This is a genomic window from Mycobacterium sp. (assembly GCF_047975165.1).
Lineage (GTDB): Bacteria > Actinomycetota > Actinomycetes > Mycobacteriales > Mycobacteriaceae > Mycobacterium.
Map to the genome: position 1 here is coordinate 1 of NZ_JBKECZ010000004.1, position 17,618 is coordinate 17,618.

The window sequence follows — 17,618 nt, forward strand, 5'->3', positions numbered from 1 at the left end:
CGACAGGATGTCGGCGCCCACCGAGCCGAGCGCGACCGCGAGCGACCCCAGGCTGCCTGGCCGGTCGATCAACTCGATGCGCAACAGATAGGAAGGCACGCTCATCACTGTTGCACAGTGCGGCCCGGGCGGCATTTCGGCCGGACGCTAGGCTTTTCGCTCGTGTCACAGATCTCCCGCGACGAGGTGGCCCACCTGGCCCGCCTGGCCCGCCTTGCCTTGACCGAGACCGAGCTGGACTCCTTCGCCGGTCAACTCGACGCCATCCTGAGCCATGTCAGCCAGATCCAGGCCGTCGACGTCACCGGCGTCGAAGGCACCGACAACCCGCTCAAGGATGTGAACATCATGCGCGCGGACCAGACGCGGCCGTCCCTGACCCAGCGGGAGGCCCTGGCCGCGGCACCCGAAGCCGTCGACCACCGGTTCGCCGTCCCCCAGATCCTCGGGGAGAGCCAGTGACCGATATCATCCGGCTCGACGCGGCGACCATGGCCGCCAAGATCGCCGCGAAAGAGCTGTCGTCGGCCGAGATCACCCGGGCCTGCCTGGACCAGATCGCCGCGACCGACAACCGCTACGGGGCGTTCCTGCACGTGGCCGCCGATCAGGCGCTGGCCGCCGCGGATGCCGTCGACAAGTCGGTGGCCGCCGGTGAGCCGCTGCCGTCGGCGCTGGCCGGGGTGCCGCTGGCGCTCAAGGACGTGTTCACCACCGTCGACATGCCCACCACCTGCGGCTCGAAAATCCTGGAGGGCTGGCGTTCGCCCTACGATGCCACCCTCACCGCGCGGCTGCGTGCGGCCGGCATCCCGATCCTGGGCAAGACCAACATGGACGAGTTCGCCATGGGGTCCTCGACGGAGAACTCCGCCTACGGCCCGACCCGCAACCCGTGGAATGTCGAGCGGGTGCCCGGCGGCTCCGGTGGCGGCAGTGCCGCCGCGCTGGCGGCCTTCCAGGCGCCGCTGGCCATCGGCTCCGACACCGGCGGCTCCATCCGCCAGCCCGCCGCGTTGACCGCGACCGTCGGCGTCAAACCCACCTACGGCACCGTCTCCCGCTACGGGCTGGTGGCGTGCGCGTCGTCGCTCGACCAGGGCGGGCCGTGCGCGCGAACGGTCCTGGACACCGCGCTGCTGCACCAGGTGATCGCCGGCCACGACCCCCGCGACTCCACCTCGATCGACGCGGCCGTACCCGACGTCGTCGGCGCCGCCAGGACGGGTGCGGCCGGCGACCTCGCCGGTGTCCGGGTCGGCGTGGTTCGCCAGCTGCACAGCGGCGAGGGCTACCAGCCCGGCGTGCTGGCCTCGTTCGAAGCCGCCGTCGCTCAGCTCAGGGGGCTGGGCGCGCAGGTCAGCGAGGTCGACTGCCCGCACTTCGACTACGCGCTGCCCGCCTATTACCTCATTCTTCCGTCGGAGGTGTCGTCGAACCTGGCCCGCTTCGACGCGATGCGCTACGGGCTGCGCGTCGGCGACGACGGCACCCACAGCGCCGAGGAGGTCATGGGCATGACCCGGGCCGCCGGCTTCGGCCCGGAGGTCAAGCGCCGCATCATGATCGGCACCTACGCGCTCTCGGCCGGCTACTACGACGCCTACTACAACCAGGCGCAGAAGGTGCGCACCCTGATCGCCGGCGACCTGGAGCAGGCGTATCGGTCGGTCGACGTGCTGGTGTCGCCGGCGACCCCGACCACCGCGTTCGCCCTCGGCGAGAAGGTCGACGATCCGCTGGCGATGTACCTGTTCGACCTGTGCACCCTGCCGCTGAACCTGGCCGGCCACTGCGGCATGTCGGTGCCGTCCGGACTGTCCCCGGACGACGGGCTGCCGGTCGGGCTGCAGATCATGGCTCCGGCGCTGGCCGACGACCGGCTCTACCGGGTGGGCGCGGCCTACGAAGCCGCACGCGGGCAACTGCCGTCCGCCGTCTGAATTCCGACCGCGCTCTGCCTCGGGGACGGCTGCAGGGCAAGATAGGGTCATGCGGATCGGAGTTCTCACCGGCGGCGGAGACTGCCCCGGCCTCAATGCGGTAATTCGGGCCGTAGTGCGCACGTGCGACGCCCGATACAGCTCGTCGGTGGTCGGATTCCTGGACGGCTGGCGCGGACTGCTGGAAAACCGGCGAACGCAACTGCACAACGACGACCGCAACGACCGCCTGCTGGCAAAGGGCGGCACGATCCTGGGTACGGCGCGAGTGCACCCCGACAAGCTGCGGGCCGGGCTGGACCAGATCAAGGAGACTCTCGACGACAACGGCATCGACGTGCTCATCCCCATCGGCGGGGAGGGCACGCTGACCGCCGCGCACTGGCTCTCCGAGGAGAATGTCCCGGTGGTCGGGGTGCCCAAGACCATCGACAACGACATCGACTGCACCGATGTGACATTCGGTCACGACACCGCGCTGATGGTCGCCACCGATGCGATCGACCGGCTGCACAGCACCGCCGAATCCCACCAGCGGGTGATGCTGGTCGAGGTGATGGGCCGTCACGCCGGCTGGATCGCGCTCAACGCCGGTCTGGCGGCCGGTGCGCACATGACGCTGATCCCCGAGCAGCCGTTCGACGTCGAGGAGGTGTGCCGGCTGGTCAAACGCCGCTTCCAGCGCGGCGCCTCCCATTTCATCTGCGTGGTCGCCGAGGGGGCCAAACCCCTCGCCGGTTCCATCGAGTAGCGCGAGGGCGGGCTCGATGAGTTCGGCCACGAGAAGTTCACCGGGGTGGCCGCCCAACTGGGGGCCGAAGTGGAGAAGCGCATCAACAAGGACGTCCGGGTGACCGTACTGGGGCATGTGCAGCGCGGCGGTTCCCCGACGGCCTACGACCGGGTGTTGGCCACCCGGTTCGGCGTCAATGCCGCCGATGCGGCGCACGCGGGCGAGTACGGGCGGATGGTGTCGCTGCGCGGCACGGAAATCGGGCGGGTCCCGCTGGCCGACGCGGTGCGCCAGCTTAAGCTGGTGCCGGAGAGTCGCTACGACGACGCGGCCGCCTTCTTCGGCTGACGCTCTTGCCGGCTGCCCGCGGCGTGCGGGACCACCGATAGGATCGATCCCCATGACGGTTGCGAGTGCTGACCTGCTGGAATACGACGAGGTCATCGAACGTTTCGACCCCGTGCTCGGCCTGGAAGTCCACGTCGAGTTGTCCACCACCACCAAGATGTTCTGCGGCTGCGCTACCACGTTCGGCGGCGAACCCAACACCCAGGTCTGCCCGGTGTGCCTGGGTCTGCCGGGGTCGCTGCCGGTGGTCAATAAGGCCGCCGTCGAATCGGCGATCCGCATCGGGTTGGCGCTGAACTGCGAGATCGTTCCGTGGTGCCGGTTCGCCCGGAAGAACTACTTCTACCCCGACATGCCGAAGAACTACCAGATCTCGCAGTACGACGAGCCGATCGCCGTCAACGGCTACCTGGAGGCGCCGTTGGAGGACGGCACCACCTGGCGGGTGGAGATCGAGCGCGCCCACATGGAGGAGGACACCGGCAAGCTCACCCACATCGGCAGCGAGACCGGCCGGATCCACGGTGCCACCACCTCGCTGATCGACTACAACCGTGCCGGAGTGCCGCTGATCGAGATCGTCACCAAACCCATTGAGGGGGCCGGTGACCGGGCCCCGCAGATCGCCCGCGCCTACGTCACCGCGCTGCGCGATCTGCTGCGTTCGCTGGATGTCTCCGACGTCCGGATGGACCAGGGGTCGATGCGCTGCGACGCCAACGTGTCGCTCAAGCCGCGGGGCGCGGCGGAATTCGGCACCCGCACCGAGACCAAGAACGTCAACTCGCTCAAGAGCGTCGAAGTCGCCGTCCGGTACGAAATGCGGCGCCAGGCCGCCGTGCTGGTGGCCGGCGGGGACATCCTGCAGGAGACCAGGCACTTTCACGAGGCCGGCCACACCAGCCCGGGCCGGGTGAAGGAGACCGCCGAGGACTACCGGTATTTCCCCGAGCCCGACCTCGAGCCAGTCGCGCCCAGCCGGGAGCTGGTCGAACAACTGCGTCACACCATCCCGGAGCTGCCCTGGTTGAGCCGCAAGCGGATTCAGCAGCAGTGGGGAATCTCCGACGAGGTGATGCGTGACCTGGTCAACGCGGGCGCGGTCGAATTGGTCTCGCGGACAGTGGAACACGGCGCGGCCAGCAAAGAGGCACGGTCCTGGTGGGGAAATTTCCTGGTGCAGAAGGCCAACGAGTCCGGTGTAGGGCTGGACGAACTCGCCATCACCCCGGCCCAGGTGGCTGCGGTGATCGCCCTGGTCGACCAGGGCAAACTGTCCAACAAGCTGGCCCGCGAGGTCGTCGAGGGCGTACTGGCCGGGGAAGGCGAACCCGCGCAGGTGATGACGGCGCGAGGCCTGGAACTGGTGCGCGACGACTCGGTCACCCAGGCCGCGGTCGACGAGGCGCTGGCCGCCAACCCCGATGTGGCAGAGAAGATCCGGGGCGGCAAGGTCGCCGCGGCCGGTGCGATCGTGGGTGCGGTGATGAAGGCCACTCGAGGCCAGGCCGATGCCGCGCGGGTGCGGGAACTCGTGCTGGCCGCCTGCGGGCAGGGCTGAGGTTCGGCGGAGAATGAGTGTCACAATCCGTTTCGAGCAGCCATCATGGGGGGATGACCGTGAACCCGTTCGATGACCTGATGCTGATGCTGGATACGCCGGTGTTCGTGCTGACCGCCCAGGTCGACGGCAAGCCGGCGGGGTGTCCGGTGGCCTTTGCCACCCAAACCAGCGTGCAGCCGCCCAGCTTCATGGTGGGCTTTCCGCTGGACCACCCGATGAACGAGGTCGGCGTCACAGCCGAGTACATGGCGGTGCAGGTGCTGCCGCAGCGGTGCAAGGTGCTGGCCGAGCTGTTCATCCGGCACAACGCGGATGGGAGTGCGGCGTTCGCGCACTGCGCCTGGCGCGGCGGGCCGGGGGAGTTGCCGATTCTCGACGACGCGGCAGGCTGGTTCGTCGGCCGGATAGCGAGCCGAAGCGCGGTCGGCGATCATGCCGCCTACCTGCTGGAGCCGGTCGCCGCCTGGGCGTCCGAGGCTGTCGAGGATCTGCTGTACCTGTCCGATCTCGACGAGGACATCGGCAACGGCCGCAACCAGGAGGAGCAGCAACAGCGGCTCTACCAGGCGGGGCGCCCGGCGGCGACCGATCGGACCGCCATGAGGTTCACCCTCGACGTGCCGTAGGCCTCCGGCTGGCCGGGGGCGCCGGGGTCGCCGGGGGCCGGGTCTGGGGGTGGCGGAGGCTGGGTCTCGGGGTTGGGCGCGGGGCACCGGTCAAATCTCAGGTCTTGTCGGCGTTGTTGCGCGGAAACCCGCCGCCCTGCGGGAACAGTGGAAAGACCACGTCGTCAAGTTTTTCGGCATCGCCGGCCGTCTTGTTCACCGTCGCACCCCAGACGTTGCCGTCCGGTGACATCTGCAGCGCCCAGGCGTGGGCGTGGGTGTCCTTGCGGACGACATCGGGCTCGCCGGTGACCGAACCGGTCTTCGGATCAAGCCGCACCGCCACCGTTTGCTTGGTGTTGACGAGGTTTACCAGCACCGTTGCGTCCATCGCCGCGCAGCCGGCCACACCCGGCTTGTCCGGCCAAGTCCACACCGTGGAGACCTCGGAGTCCTTGGTGATGCGCTGCAGCCGGTCCGCGGTGGGGGTGCGGTCGGCGACGTACAACGAGCCGTCGAGCGGGTCGATGCACAGGCCGCCGCCGGAGCCGATGCCCGACAGTGCCGTCGTCGGCGCCGCCTGGTCGACGGTGGTGGGCTGCTCGATGCGCAGCACCTTGCCGGCCAGTGATTTCGGGTCCGCGGCCAGTTCGGGTTTGCCGGCGTCGCCGGTCAGCACCACCAGCGTGGTGGGGCTGGTGAAGATCAGCGCGCCGGTGTTGCCGATAGTCCCCTTGGGAATTCCGGTCAGGATGTCCTTGGGCACGTCACCTTCGGCGATCCGGATCACCCGGTTGTCGCTTGGCGTGCTGACGTAGGCGTACATCAGCCGATCCTGCGAGAACGTCGGCGAAAGCACGATGTCCATCAGGCCGCCGTCGCCGGCCGGATCGACCGGAATCATGAACTTCACCTTGGGTTCGGCGCTGACCGAAATCTGCTTGACCGCACCCGTCTGGCGCTCGGCGACCAGCGCGGTCTTGCTGTCGGTGCCCATGATCAGCCCGCTCGTGCTCTCCAGGCAGCCCTGCATCACCCCCGGCGCCGGGCACTCCTTGGGGAACGGGGTCGCCGGCAGCGGCGGTGGCGGGGGAGGTGCCGAACTGGACTGCGGCGAGAGTTCGGGTTCGGTGGTGAAGGGCTGCGATCTGGCGTCGTTGAACCGGGCGCAGCCGCTCGACACCAGCACCGCCGCGCACAGTGCGGCGAACCCGCGTTGCGCCAACCCCCTCATCCGCATGACCCACAGGCTACGGAACTTGCCTCGGGGGACGCCACACGGCGCCCGGCAGGGCGAGTCGAGGCTCCGCTACCCGGCCGGATCGAGCGGTGCGTTGCGGGCTCCCGGGTCCGGGGGCGGGGTGGCTTGAGGCGCCAGCAGGGCAAACCCGCGGATTTGCCCGGCAAAAGCACCGCTCAAATCCCCGATTCAGCCGCGAATGCCCTTACTCTGGCATGTGTGACCAGTTCGAATGACTCACTGTGGCAGCGGCCGGAGGATGCCCCCGGCACAACCCCGGCACGCCCTGCGTCGGCCAGCCTGGTCGACCCCGAAGACGACTTGAGCCCGGCCGGCTACGCAGCCGACTTCAGTACCGCCGGAACCACCACCGTCATCCCGGCCCATGACGCCAATACCGGTGCGGCCGGCTACCACATGCTCGATCCTCAGGAGCCGTTGCCGTACGTGCAGCCGCACCAACCCGCGCGGCACATCCCGGCAGGCCCGGCGGTCGTCGACTTCGGCGACGACGACGACCGGATGCCGGTTACCGGTCGGCGGGGCACCCAGAACCTGGGCCTGCTGATTCTGCGAATCGGACTGGGTGCGGTGCTCATCATGAACGGACTGCGGAAGCTGTTCGGGTGGTGGGGCGGACCGGGCCTGGACGGCTTCAGGGACTCGCTGTCCGAGGTCGGCTACCAGCACGCGGACCTGTTGGCGTACGTCGGCTCGGGTGGCGAGATCGCCGCGGGAGCGCTGTTGGTGCTGGGCCTGTTCACGCCGATCGCGGCGGCGGGAGCGCTGGCGTTCCTGATCAACGGGTTGCTTGCCGGTGCCGCGGCGAGGCCGCCCGCCAGCAGGCTGGCCTACTTCCTTCCCGACGGGTATGAGTACCAGCTCAGCCTGATCGTGATGGCCGTCGCGGTCATTCTGGTCGGTCCCGGCCGCTACGGACTGGACGTCAACCGCAACTGGGCCACCCGGCCGTTCATCGGGTCGTTCATCACCCTGCTGGCCGGTATCGCCGCGGGTGTTGCGCTGTGGGTGCTGCTCAACGGCGTCAATCCGGTGGGCTGAGCGGGGCCTGCATCCCCGCGGCGACCCGCTTCGCCCGACTCCGCTGCGCTCGCGATCACCGCTGGGCCCGGTAGGGGTTGGGGACCCGCCCGGCACTGGCTTCGGTCAGCCTCGGCAGCGTCGCAAACGTTACTGCCGGCAGGCGCAGTTCCTCATCGTTCTTGAGTTTCGCGCGCGCCCAGGATCCGCGGTGGAACAGTAAACCCTCGATGTCGTCCCAGTTTGCCGACTTGGCGCCCAGCAGTGTGCGGACCTGGACCCCCCGGTCGTCGGCGATGGTCCGCAACCGGATGATCGCGGCCGACAGCAGCACCGGGATGACCAGCACCGGCGCGCTCGGCGGCCAGGCCAGGACCGGAGCCAGCATGCACAGCGTCAGGAATCCCACGGCGAAGTGCGCCATTGGCGACAGCTTGATGACGACGGGTGAGGTGGTAGCCACCCAGGCATCATCGCACCCCCGCCCCGCGGCTCGGGCTTCCCGCCCGCGGCTCGGGCTTCCCGCCCGCGGCTCGGGCTTCCCGCCCGCGGCCGGCCGCCCCCCCTCGCCGAGTGTGTCCGCACAGTCGCCCTCGGTGGCGATCGTGGCCGTGGTGTCACGCTCGACGGGGGTGGGTTCCCGGAGGCGCCACACACGCCGCGGTCGGCCGCGGTGGCCGCCCACCCCTTCTCGCCGAGTGTGTCCGCACAGTCGCGCCGCCCACCCCTTCTCGTCGAGTGTGTCCGCACAGTCGCGCCGCCCACCCCTTCTCGTCGAGTGTGTGCGTACAGTCGCCCTCGGTGGCGATCGTGACTGTGGTGTCACGCTCGACGGGGGTGGGTTCCCGGAGGTGTCACGCTCGACGGGGGTGGGATCCCGGTGGTGTCACGCTCGACGGGGGTGGGTTCCCGGAGGTGCCACACACGCCGCCGTCGGGCGCGGCGGGTGGAGCGGGCGCCGGCGCCGGATTTGACGGCTGAGCAGTGCGAAGGCTACCGTCGGACGCTATGAACCCTGGATTGCTCGTAGTAATTAGTCGGCGCGTTGGTGCCTGACTAGCCATCGAGCACCAACGCGGCCCTCGTACAGCAGCTGAGCTGACGGGGGTTTTTTCTTGCCCAGGGCTGAGAACACCTGAGAGGAACCCGTGAGCGCACCGACCAAGCCCCAGTCGTCGACGCAGCAGCGCCGTGACGCGACCACCGGCACGTCCGCGTCGTCGGCGTCGTCGGCATCGTCGAAAAAGATTGCACCGCAACAGGTCACCGGTGCGCAGGCGGTAATTCTGGCGCTCGAGGCACTCGACGTAGAGGTGGTGTTCGGCATCCCGGGTGGCGCCGTGCTGCCGGTGTACGACCCGCTGTTCGACTCGCAGAAGCTGCGCCACGTCCTGGTCCGCCATGAGCAGGGCGCCGGGCATGCCGCCAGCGGCTATGCGCACGCCACCGGCAAGGTCGGGGTGTGCATGGCCACCTCGGGCCCCGGGGCCACCAACCTGGTGACGCCGCTGGCCGACGCCCAGATGGACTCGATCCCGGTGGTGGCCATCACCGGGCAGGTGGGGCGCCAACTGATCGGCACCGACGCCTTCCAGGAGGCCGACATCTCCGGCATCACGATGCCGATTACCAAACACAACTTCCTGGTGCGCACCGGTGACGAGATCCCGCGGGTGATCGCCGAAGCGTTCCACATCGCCGCCTCCGGACGCCCGGGTGCGGTGCTGGTCGACATCCCCAAGGACCTGCTGCAGGGCCCGTGCACGTTCAGCTGGCCGCCGCGCATGGAACTGCCCGGCTACAAGCCGACCACCAAGCCGCACAGTCGCAAGATCGCTGAGGCCGCCAAGCTGATCGCGGCCGCCCGCAAGCCGGTGCTCTACGTCGGCGGCGGCGTCATTCGCGGTCAGGCCACCGAGCGGTTGCTGGAGTTGGCCGAGTTGACCGGCATCCCGGTGGTCACCACGCTGATGGCGCGCGGGGCCTTCCCCGACAGTCATCGCCAGCACTTCGGCATGCCCGGCATGCACGGCTCGGTGGCCGCGGTGGCCGCCCTGCAGCGCAGTGATCTGCTGATCGCGCTCGGCACCCGCTTCGACGACCGGGTCACCGGAAAGCTCGACTCGTTCGCCCCGGAGGCCAAGGTCATCCACGCCGACATCGATCCGGCGGAGATCGGCAAGAACCGGCATGCCGACGTGCCGATCGTCGGCGATGTCCGCAACGTCATCACCGAGTTGATCGCGATGCTGCGCCACTACGACGTCCCGGGCAACATCGACCTGGCCGACTGGCTGGCGTATCTGGAACAGACCCGCGACACCTACCCGCTGAGCTACGGGCCGCAGAGCGACGGCAGCCTCAGCCCCGAGTACGTGATCGAGAAGCTGGGCGAGCTGGCCGGGCCGGACGCGATCTACGCCGCCGGTGTCGGCCAGCACCAGATGTGGGCCGCGCAGTTCATCAAGTACGAAAAGCCGTGCACCTGGCTGAATTCCGGTGGCCTGGGCACCATGGGGTTCGCCATCCCGGCGGCCATGGGCGCCAAGATGGCGCTGCCGGACACCGAGGTGTGGGCGATCGACGGCGACGGCTGCTTCCAGATGACCAACCAGGAACTGGCCACCTGCGCCATCGAGGGCATCCCGATCAAGGTGGCGCTGATCAACAACGGCAATCTGGGTATGGTGCGCCAGTGGCAGACCCTGTTCTACGGTGAGCGGTATTCGCAAACCGATCTGGCGACGCACTCGCACCGGATCCCGGACTTCGTCAAGCTGTCCGAGGCGCTGGGATGTGTCGGAATGCGTTGTGAGCGTGCTGAAGACGTGGTAGACGTGATCAACCGCGCGCGGGAGATCAATGATCGTCCGGTGGTCATCGACTTCATCGTCGGCGCCGACGCACAGGTCTGGCCGATGGTCGCCGCAGGCACCAGCAACGACGAGATCGAGGCCGCGCGCGGCATTCGTCCGCTGTTCGGCGACGTCAGCGAGGGGCACGCCTGATGCTCACCGATACGCCCAAGACGCACACGCTGTCGGTGCTGGTCGAGGACACCCCCGGTGTGCTCGCCCGGGTGGCGGCGCTGTTCTCCCGGCGGGGCTTCAACATTCAGTCGCTGGCGGTGGGCGCCACCGAACAGAAGGACATGTCTCGGATGACCATCGTGGTCTCCGCCGACCAGACGCCGCTGGAGCAGATCACCAAGCAGCTCAACAAGCTCATCAACGTGATCAAGATCGTCGAGCAGGACGACAACAACGCGGTGTCGCGGGAGTTGGCGCTGATCAAGGTGCGGGCCGACGCCGGAACCCGAAGCCAGGTGATCGAAGCCGCAAGTTTGTTCCGTGCCAACATTATTGACGTATCTACGGATTCGTTGATCGTCGAGGCCACCGGCAACCACGGCAAGCTCGAAGCGCTGCTGCGGTTGCTGGAGCCGTTCGGCATCAAGGAGATCGTCAAGTCCGGGGTGGTGTCGACGGCGCGCGGATCGCGCATCATCGGGACCGCCAAGTAAGTTCGCAAACGCTGTCCAGCAGGAAAACACGAAGGAGAAACAGCAGTGCCATCGCAGGCTTTACAGATGTTCTACGACGACGAGGCCGACCTGTCGATCATCCAGGGCCGCAAGGTCGGTGTGATCGGCTACGGCAGCCAGGGGCACGCGCACTCGTTGAGCCTGCGCGACTCCGGTGTGGAGGTGCGCGTCGGGCTGAAGGAGGGGTCAAAGTCGCGGGAGAAGGTCGAGGAGCAGGGCCTGACCGTCGACACCCCGGCCGAAGTGGCCAAGTGGGCCGACGTGATCATGCTGCTGGCCCCGGACACCGCCCAGGCCCAGATCTTCACCGGCGACATCGAACCCAACCTCAACGCCGGTGACGCACTGTTCTTCGGCCACGGCCTCAACATCCACTTCGGCCTGATCAAGCCGCCCGCCGACGTCACCGTCGCGATGGTCGCCCCGAAGGGCCCCGGGCACCTGGTGCGCCGCCAGTTCGTCGACGGCAAGGGTGTGCCGTGCCTGATCGCCGTCGAGCAGGACCCGACCGGCAACGGCGAGGCGCTGGCGCTGTCCTACGCCAAGGCTATCGGCGGTACCCGCGCGGGCGTCATCAAGACCACCTTCAAGGACGAGACCGAGACGGACCTGTTCGGTGAGCAGGCCGTGTTGTGCGGCGGCACAGAGGAATTGGTGAAGACGGGCTTCGACGTCATGGTCGAGGCCGGCTACCCGCCGGAGATGGCCTACTTCGAGGTGCTGCACGAACTCAAGCTGATCGTCGACCTGATGTACGAAGGCGGCATCGCGCGGATGAACTACTCGGTGTCCGACACCGCGGAATTCGGCGGCTACCTGTCGGGGCCGCGGGTGATCGACGCCGACACCAAGGAACGCATGCGCGCGATCCTGCGCGACATTCAGAGCGGTGAGTTCACCAAGAAGCTGGTCGCCAACGTCGAGGGCGGCAACAAGCAACTCGAGGCGCTGCGCAAGGAGAACGCCGAGCACCCCATCGAGGTCACCGGCAAGAAGCTGCGCGATCTGATGAGCTGGGTGGACCGGCCAATCACCGAAACCGCGTAGCGTCTGGGCGTTTCGGGGCTGGCCGTCCGCGAGCCCGCCGGGGGTGGTGGCTAGTCGGTGCGCCGGGTGATCCAGGGCGCCGGTCGTGGCTATTCGGCGCGCCGGGTGATCCAGGGCGCCGGTCGTGGCGTTGAGTCTGTGCTCAGGGCGCAGTCCTCTCGCACTTTTGCGCCAATGGTTCAGAGTCAGCGGGGAAGGGGTTGGGCAGCAGGTCGGCTCCGCGCCGGCGATGAGCATCGCCTCGCCGGAGTTCGTTCTTGCGATGAAGGCGAGGGTTATCCGCCAGGCCAGGCCAGGCCAGGCCAGGCCAGGGCGAGGCCGATGTCGATGACGCCGTGGTGCTGAGTCGGATCCTGGGCGTCTCGAATGAGACGCAGCTGGAGGGAGTCGTCGCCCGGTACTTCCCCGGCCGGTATTTCGGTGCGCGGGAACTGTTTTTCGAGCGGATCATCGATTCGCTCTGAGGAAATGGGTGCCAGGCGTCGCGCGTCGGCGCCTTTCCGGCCCGATGAGTGGGGCCGATCTGCGCTGTATTTCGCCTCACCGGCGCCTTCGACCCCGACCCCCGATGCCCGGTCGGTTTGTCTATAATGAGATACATGCCAGCACGTAGTCCCGACACCAGCGAGTGGACAACCGGTGCACTGACTAATATCGGCGACGAGCTTCGCCGGCGGCGCAAAGAACTCGGTATCAGCGCGGTGACCACCGCCGAAGCAGCCGGGATGTCCCGAGTGACACTGCATCGCATCGAGTCCGGCTCACCGTCGGTGACGATCGGGGCCTACATGAATGCCGCGGCCGCATTGGGGCTGGGGCTGGCGCTCACCATGCCGCGGCCTCGGCGCGGGCAGTCGCGCGGCGACGCTTCGGAGAACAACGTTCGCGTGGGTGACTACCCGCAGCTACAGGCCATCGCATGGCAGCTGGGTGCCGCTACCGAACTTCCCGGTGCCGACGCGCTGCGGATGTACGAACGCAACTGGCGCCATGTGGACCGCGAAGCGATGAGCGACGCCGAACGCGCACTCGTAGAGCGGCTGGCCGACAGATACGGCGCGGGAGTCCTTCTTGTTTGATCGGGCCCACCACAGGCGAATAGCCGGAGTGCTGGAAGCGCTCGACGCCGGCCTTCTGGCCACCTCGAAGTGCTATTTCGGGGGAGGAACCGCGATGACACTGCGCTACGCCGAGTACCGCGAGTCTCAGGATATTGACCTGCTCGTTTCCGACGGGCCCGGGTATGCCGCGATTCGCGAGCGGCTACGGGGGCCGGAGGGTTTCAACGCCCTGGCCAAGCGCCCGATCGCGACTCTGCGCCCGGTCACCACCGATCAGTATGGAATCAGGACGGTGCTTGACGTCGACGGAGAACCGATCAAGTTCGAGATCATCCGCGAGGCCCGGATCGAATTGGAGGAGCCCGGGTCCGGTGACAGCATCTGCGGGGTCGCGACGTTGACCGCCCTCGATATGGCATCGACCAAACTTCTGGCCAACTCTGATCGATGGGCCGACCCTTCGGTGTTCAACCGCGACATCATCGATCTCGCGATGATGGTGCCGGAGCAATCGCTGTTGCGACGAGCAATCGCCAAGGCGGAGTCCGCATACCGGTCCGCTGTGGTTGGCGACCTTGAGAGTGCCATCGGCCATCTGCGTGACAACCCGCACCGGCTGGAAGACTGCCTGCGTGCGTTGTGGATGCACGACACACCCAAGGCGCTGCTGTGGGATCGCATCAAACGTCTACGTCCGCAGCGTAGGTGAAACTCTGGCGTCCGCAGGGAATTTCACTCTGCGCTCAGGGCGCGGCCCACTCGCACTTTTGCGCCCTGGGTGCAGAGTCAGCGGGGGAGATTGCCCCAGTGGTGCAGAGTCGGCGGGGGGAGCGTGCCCCACTGGCGCGGGGTCAGCGGGACGGGGTGGGGCAGCAGTTCGGGTCGAGTACCCGGCACAACGCCTGCAGCGCATCGGGTTTGACGCGGTGGAACACGTTCATGCCGCGCCGGTCGGAGACGACGAGCCCTGCCTTGCGCAGTTGGCTCAGGTGGTGGCTGACGGTGGATTCGGTGAGATCGAGCGTGGCGGCAAGGCTTCCGCCGGTCTGTGCGCCGGGTAGTGCGCTGAACAGTAGCGACACGATCTTGACCCGCACCGGGTCGGCGATCGCCTTGAGTCGCAGGGCGACCTCGAGGGCGTCCCGGTCGCTTATCGGCCCGGCGGCCACCGGGGTGCAGCACACCGGCGCGGACATGTCGATCACAGGCAGCGCTTTGGGCATGAACGCACTCTGTCACAGATATTGACATATATCAAAAAGGTGGCAGGGTAGGTGCCGGTGCACTAGTTCGACATATATCTCAGTAGCGATGGAGGTCGCTCATGTCCCGTGTTCAACTCGCCCTCAACGTCGACGACCTCGACGCCGCGGTGGCGTTCTATTCCGTGCTGTTCAACACCGCCCCGGCCAAGGTGAAGCCCGGGTATGCGAACTTCGCCATCGCCGATCCGCCGCTGAAGCTGGTGTTGCTGGAAAACCCTGGTGCGGGTGGCACTCTCAACCACCTCGGAGTCGAGGTCGACTCCAGCGAGACCGTGCACGCCGAGATCGCCCGGCTCGCCGGCACGCGGCTGTTCACCGAAGAGGAACTGGGAACGACGTGCTGCTTCGCCGCCCAGGACAAAGTGTGGGTGACCGGACCGGCCGGGGAGAGGTGGGAGGTCTACACGGTGCTGGCCGACTCGGAGACCTTCGGTGCGCAGGAGCCGGGCGCGTAGCGTTGGGCGCGCAGCCGGCCGGTACGTAGCGTCGGGTGCACGGCGGCGGGCAGGCAGCGTCGGGCACGCAGGAGCCGGGCGCGCAGCCAGCCGGCACGTAGCGTCGGGCGCGCAGGAGTCGGGCACGCAGGAACCGGGCTGCGTTACGCGGGCCCGCTCAATCCAGCCCGAGCGCGGCGCGCAGCCGTGCCGGGCTCATGGTGCCGGGCCGGCCGTCGTCCTCGGGGAACGAGTCGAGCAGCCGGATCAGGTCGGGGCGCCGGCTCGGGTCGTCGGCGCATTGGCGCGGTGTGTGGCCGGCCAGCGCGGGCAGCGCCTCGTCAAGCCAGGCTTTCTCGTGCTGACGGGTCATCTGATCCAGCGCCGCGGCGATCGTCGAATCCAGGGCCGGATCCAGGGCCGGGTCGAGGGTTTGAGCCGGTGCGGGCGGCTGTCCGGCGGCGAGCTGTTGGATGGCCTTGATGTCGCCGGCGGGCTCGCGGGTTTCCTCCAGCAGTGTTGCCGACGGGTCCATGGCGCGCACGGCGGCCAGCACGCGATCGAAACGGGCCACGCTGTTGGCGTGCACGTGCAGGTGGTCGTCGTGAAGTTCGAGATTCGCCCGAATGCGTTGCACCCCATGGGTGACGACGTGCTCGAACCACACCGGGGCGTCGCCGGGATGGTCGTCTTGGCGCTCGTAGGCGCCGTCGAGGGACAGCGCCAGCGCGGCCGGGTCGGCAACCCGCAGAGTGGCATTGCACATTATCAACGGCTCGCCCTCGGTGTTGCGCAACTCCGGCGGGGCGAATCGCGCCGACAGCGCCTCGACGAGCTCGACCGGGCCGGGATCGCCATCGAGCAGCGCGATCAACGAGTCACGTTCGCTGAGCGACAGCGGCTCGATTCCGCCGAAGATCTGCATCGTCTCGCCGGCCGGCACAACCCGGGCACAGTAGAACTGGCCGGTCTGTACCTGGGTGCTTCCGGCCCGCTCGCGGACTTCGTGGATGTCGCCGGTGCGCGTGTCGCGCACCGTGAATCCCTGCCCATGTTTCACCTCGAGTACCTCGTAGACCGAACGTTCCACCAGCAGCCATTGTTGGGCCAGCAACAGTTCGTCGGCGGGCAGCAGTGGGCCGCGAACGTTGACGAAGTCCTCGAACGCCCCGCCCTCGAACAGCACAGCGTCACCGGCCAGACCGTCTTCGAGGGCATGGGCGAGTGCGGCGCGCGAGTCCCAATGGCGAGCCCTGGCCTGGGCGGCTTCGATGACCATGTCGAGGAAGGGGCCTTCGTCGCGCAGGGTGCCGCTGGCCTTCTGATACAGCCAGGCGGCCCGCTCCTCCAGTGGCAGCTCCTCGCGGTTGAGGTGACACACCTTGTATTTGCGGCCCGAGCCGCACCAGCAACGGTCATTGCGGCCAAGATCCCGGCGCGGTACCGGCAGGAAGTCGCTCAGCACCTCCACCAGGTAGTGATCGGCCGGCACCCCGGCCCGGCGCAGCAGCGACAATCCCCGCTCGGCGTCGCCACGGTCACTGGCATAGCGGGCCAACGCCATCAGCGTCAGCGGCCACGAAGGATCCAGCGACTCCGAAGCCAGCAAATTCGCCTCGGCTTCTTCGATATCCCCGAGCCGCTCGTGGGCCATGGCCCGCAGCCACCGAAGCGCCGGGCGCGCCGCCGGCGGCGCCAGCGACTCACCGGACTCGGCAAACACACCCAACGCGACGGCAGCCTGCCGGTCATCCTGGGATGCGCCCGACTCGGCCAGCACGGCGGCCGCCACGGCGGGTTCAGCCAGCAACTCCATGGCCATCCGAACCGTCTTGCGGCCGCTGCCGGGCTCCTGCGAGCTGTCGCGGTTCGGTTGGCGCTGTTGTTGCTGCTCCGGCGGCGGTGCCAGCTGGGAGACGATGTCGGCGAACGCTTGGGTGTCGCCGTCGTCCTGGGCGGCCATCGCCGTCTCGACAATGGCGAGGGTTTGCTCGTAGAGGTGAACCGTTGCCAGCACGGCCAGGGCTTCGTCCTTGCCAAGGTTGTAGCGGTCCTCGATCCGCTCGACCCGGCCCGCTACCCGCCACGCGGCGAAATCGAATCCGCTGCGGGCTATCCAGTCGCCGTCGCGGGCCAGCCCGCTAGCGGTCAGCAGCTCAACCAGCGGTACCGCCGCGTCACGAAAGAGACCGTCGTCGTCGGCGCACACCGTCCACACCGCCATATCGAGCATCTCGGGCCGATCGGGCTCGGAGTCCAGCAAGCCGGCCAGCTTGGCGCCGACATCGCACGGTGCCGTCTGGGGGATCGCGGCGAGCTCGAACCCGTCCGCGGTCACCCGCAATCCGACCAGATCGTCTTCGGCGACACCCAGCGCGGCAAACCGGCCGGCCGGCAGCACCAACAACGCGGTGTTGTCGTCGAGCTCTGCCGCGGGTACCCCGCGTGCGGCCAGCACGTCGCCGTCTCGGTGGCCGTGTTCGAACGGCCACGCCTCGGAGATCGGTGAGCCGTCACTGAGCTGCTGGTAGGTCTCGCCTTCGGTGAGCATCGCCACCGGTCCTAGATCCTCGCCCAATTCGACGACGTCGTGGGCTGCCTCCAGCGCGCTGAGGCGGTGGGTGAAGATCCTTCCCCGAAGCAGCCCCGGAATCCAGGCCCACCGGTGATCGGACAGCGGCAGGAAAAGCTCGCCGCTGTAGTTGAGAACCTCGGCGACGGTGTCTTCGGGTTCGGGGCCCAGATCGACTCCATCGGCGAGCAGCGCACTGGTCAGGGCGTCGTGGGTCATTG

16 protein-coding genes and 2 pseudogenes are annotated in these 17,618 nt (G+C 68.1%); 13 read left to right on the forward strand and 5 right to left on the reverse strand.

Annotation, left to right across the window (positions count from 1 at the left end):
- A pseudogene (locus ACK5M9_RS00070) lies at positions 1-99 on the reverse strand (amino acid-binding protein); the annotation flags it as partial.
- A 63-nt stretch (positions 100-162) separates the two neighbouring features.
- Here ACK5M9_RS00070 and gatC point away from each other — a divergent pair.
- From gatC to ACK5M9_RS00095, 5 genes and pseudogenes are all read left to right on the forward strand, one after another.
- Complete coding sequence (gatC, locus tag ACK5M9_RS00075; protein ID WP_416891176.1) at positions 163-462, forward strand: Asp-tRNA(Asn)/Glu-tRNA(Gln) amidotransferase subunit GatC; 300 nt, start codon at positions 163-165, stop codon at positions 460-462.
- Positions 459-1,943, forward strand: a complete 1,485-nt coding sequence (gene gatA, locus ACK5M9_RS00080) for an Asp-tRNA(Asn)/Glu-tRNA(Gln) amidotransferase subunit GatA (RefSeq protein WP_416891177.1) — start codon at positions 459-461, stop codon at positions 1,941-1,943. Before gatC ends, gatA begins: the two co-directional genes overlap by 4 nt.
- Positions 1,944-1,992: 49 nt before the next feature.
- Positions 1,993-3,024, forward strand: a pseudogene (locus ACK5M9_RS00085) (ATP-dependent 6-phosphofructokinase).
- A 52-nt stretch (positions 3,025-3,076) separates the two neighbouring features.
- On the forward strand, positions 3,077-4,585 hold the full coding sequence (gene gatB, locus ACK5M9_RS00090; protein WP_416891178.1) for an Asp-tRNA(Asn)/Glu-tRNA(Gln) amidotransferase subunit GatB: 1,509 nt from the start codon (positions 3,077-3,079) through the stop codon (positions 4,583-4,585).
- A 17-nt stretch (positions 4,586-4,602) separates the two neighbouring features.
- A complete protein-coding gene (locus ACK5M9_RS00095) occupies positions 4,603-5,214 on the forward strand; it encodes a flavin reductase family protein (RefSeq protein WP_416891179.1) in 612 nt (203 codons plus the stop codon).
- Between the two features lie 97 nt (positions 5,215-5,311).
- On the opposite strand, the gene ACK5M9_RS00100 is transcribed toward ACK5M9_RS00095, so the two are convergent.
- Positions 5,312-6,433 carry a PQQ-dependent sugar dehydrogenase gene (locus ACK5M9_RS00100; RefSeq protein WP_416891180.1) on the reverse strand — a complete coding sequence of 374 codons (1,122 nt, stop codon included), beginning with the start codon at positions 6,431-6,433 and terminating at the stop codon, positions 5,312-5,314.
- A gap of 219 nt (positions 6,434-6,652) precedes the next feature.
- Between ACK5M9_RS00100 and ACK5M9_RS00105 the strand changes: the two genes are divergently transcribed.
- Positions 6,653-7,495, forward strand: a complete 843-nt coding sequence (locus tag ACK5M9_RS00105; RefSeq protein WP_416891181.1) for a DoxX family protein — start codon at positions 6,653-6,655, stop codon at positions 7,493-7,495.
- Positions 7,496-7,550: 55 nt separating this feature from the next.
- Here the strand turns inward: ACK5M9_RS00105 and ACK5M9_RS00110 are convergent, their stop codons facing one another.
- The gene (locus tag ACK5M9_RS00110; RefSeq protein WP_416891182.1) at positions 7,551-7,937 is read right to left on the reverse strand and encodes a PH domain-containing protein; all 387 of its coding nucleotides are present in this window, start codon (positions 7,935-7,937) and stop codon (positions 7,551-7,553) included.
- Between the two features lie 685 nt (positions 7,938-8,622).
- Here ACK5M9_RS00110 and ACK5M9_RS00115 point away from each other — a divergent pair.
- From ACK5M9_RS00115 to ACK5M9_RS00140, 6 genes are all read left to right on the forward strand, one after another.
- Positions 8,623-10,482 (forward strand): acetolactate synthase large subunit, encoded by a 1,860-nt coding sequence (locus tag ACK5M9_RS00115; protein WP_416891183.1) that lies wholly within the window; start codon positions 8,623-8,625, stop codon positions 10,480-10,482.
- Positions 10,482-10,997, forward strand: coding sequence for an acetolactate synthase small subunit (ilvN, locus tag ACK5M9_RS00120; RefSeq protein ID WP_416891184.1), 516 nt, complete (start codon positions 10,482-10,484; stop codon positions 10,995-10,997). Before ACK5M9_RS00115 ends, ilvN begins: the two co-directional genes overlap by 1 nt.
- 66 nt (positions 10,998-11,063) lie before the next feature.
- Positions 11,064-12,065 (forward strand): ketol-acid reductoisomerase, encoded by a 1,002-nt coding sequence (ilvC, locus tag ACK5M9_RS00125; protein WP_416891219.1) that lies wholly within the window; start codon positions 11,064-11,066, stop codon positions 12,063-12,065.
- 338 nt (positions 12,066-12,403) lie between these two features.
- Positions 12,404-12,529, forward strand: coding sequence for a hypothetical protein (locus ACK5M9_RS00130; RefSeq protein ID WP_416891185.1), 126 nt, complete (start codon positions 12,404-12,406; stop codon positions 12,527-12,529).
- A 135-nt stretch (positions 12,530-12,664) separates the two neighbouring features.
- Positions 12,665-13,144, forward strand: coding sequence for a helix-turn-helix domain-containing protein (locus ACK5M9_RS00135; RefSeq protein WP_416891186.1), 480 nt, complete (start codon positions 12,665-12,667; stop codon positions 13,142-13,144).
- A 28-nt stretch (positions 13,145-13,172) separates the two neighbouring features.
- Entirely contained in the window at positions 13,173-13,835 is a 663-nt protein-coding gene (locus tag ACK5M9_RS00140) for a nucleotidyl transferase AbiEii/AbiGii toxin family protein (RefSeq protein ID WP_416891187.1), read from the forward strand.
- A gap of 142 nt (positions 13,836-13,977) precedes the next feature.
- Here the strand turns inward: ACK5M9_RS00140 and ACK5M9_RS00145 are convergent, their stop codons facing one another.
- Complete coding sequence (locus ACK5M9_RS00145) at positions 13,978-14,349, reverse strand: Rv2640c family ArsR-like transcriptional regulator (RefSeq protein WP_416891188.1); 372 nt, start codon at positions 14,347-14,349, stop codon at positions 13,978-13,980.
- A gap of 101 nt (positions 14,350-14,450) precedes the next feature.
- On the opposite strand from ACK5M9_RS00145, the gene ACK5M9_RS00150 reads away from it, so the two are divergent.
- Positions 14,451-14,846 carry an ArsI/CadI family heavy metal resistance metalloenzyme gene (locus ACK5M9_RS00150; RefSeq protein ID WP_416891189.1) on the forward strand — a complete coding sequence of 132 codons (396 nt, stop codon included), beginning with the start codon at positions 14,451-14,453 and terminating at the stop codon, positions 14,844-14,846.
- A gap of 157 nt (positions 14,847-15,003) precedes the next feature.
- Here ACK5M9_RS00150 and ACK5M9_RS00155 read toward each other — a convergent pair whose 3' ends face one another.
- The gene (locus tag ACK5M9_RS00155) at positions 15,004-17,616 is read right to left on the reverse strand and encodes an SEC-C metal-binding domain-containing protein (protein ID WP_416891190.1); all 2,613 of its coding nucleotides are present in this window, start codon (positions 17,614-17,616) and stop codon (positions 15,004-15,006) included.
- Between the last annotated feature and the right edge of the window lie 2 nt (positions 17,617-17,618).

What these genes read in the sequence shown, in the direction of transcription:
- ACK5M9_RS00145 (WP_416891188.1), bottom strand. Translation starts at nt 14,349, where the DNA reads ATGCCCAAAGCGCTGCCTGTGATCGACATGTCCGCGCCGGTGTGCTGC.
- ACK5M9_RS00150 (WP_416891189.1), top strand. Translation starts at nt 14,451, where the DNA reads ATGTCCCGTGTTCAACTCGCCCTCAACGTCGACGACCTCGACGCCGCG.
- ilvC (WP_416891219.1), top strand. Translation starts at nt 11,064, where the DNA reads ATGTTCTACGACGACGAGGCCGACCTGTCGATCATCCAGGGCCGCAAG.
- ilvN (WP_416891184.1), top strand. Translation starts at nt 10,482, where the DNA reads ATGCTCACCGATACGCCCAAGACGCACACGCTGTCGGTGCTGGTCGAG.
- ACK5M9_RS00100 (WP_416891180.1), bottom strand. Translation starts at nt 6,433, where the DNA reads ATGCGGATGAGGGGGTTGGCGCAACGCGGGTTCGCCGCACTGTGCGCG.
- ACK5M9_RS00135 (WP_416891186.1), top strand. Translation starts at nt 12,665, where the DNA reads ATGCCAGCACGTAGTCCCGACACCAGCGAGTGGACAACCGGTGCACTG.
- ACK5M9_RS00155 (WP_416891190.1), bottom strand. Translation starts at nt 17,616, where the DNA reads ATGACCCACGACGCCCTGACCAGTGCGCTGCTCGCCGATGGAGTCGAT.
- gatB (WP_416891178.1), top strand. Translation starts at nt 3,077, where the DNA reads ATGACGGTTGCGAGTGCTGACCTGCTGGAATACGACGAGGTCATCGAA.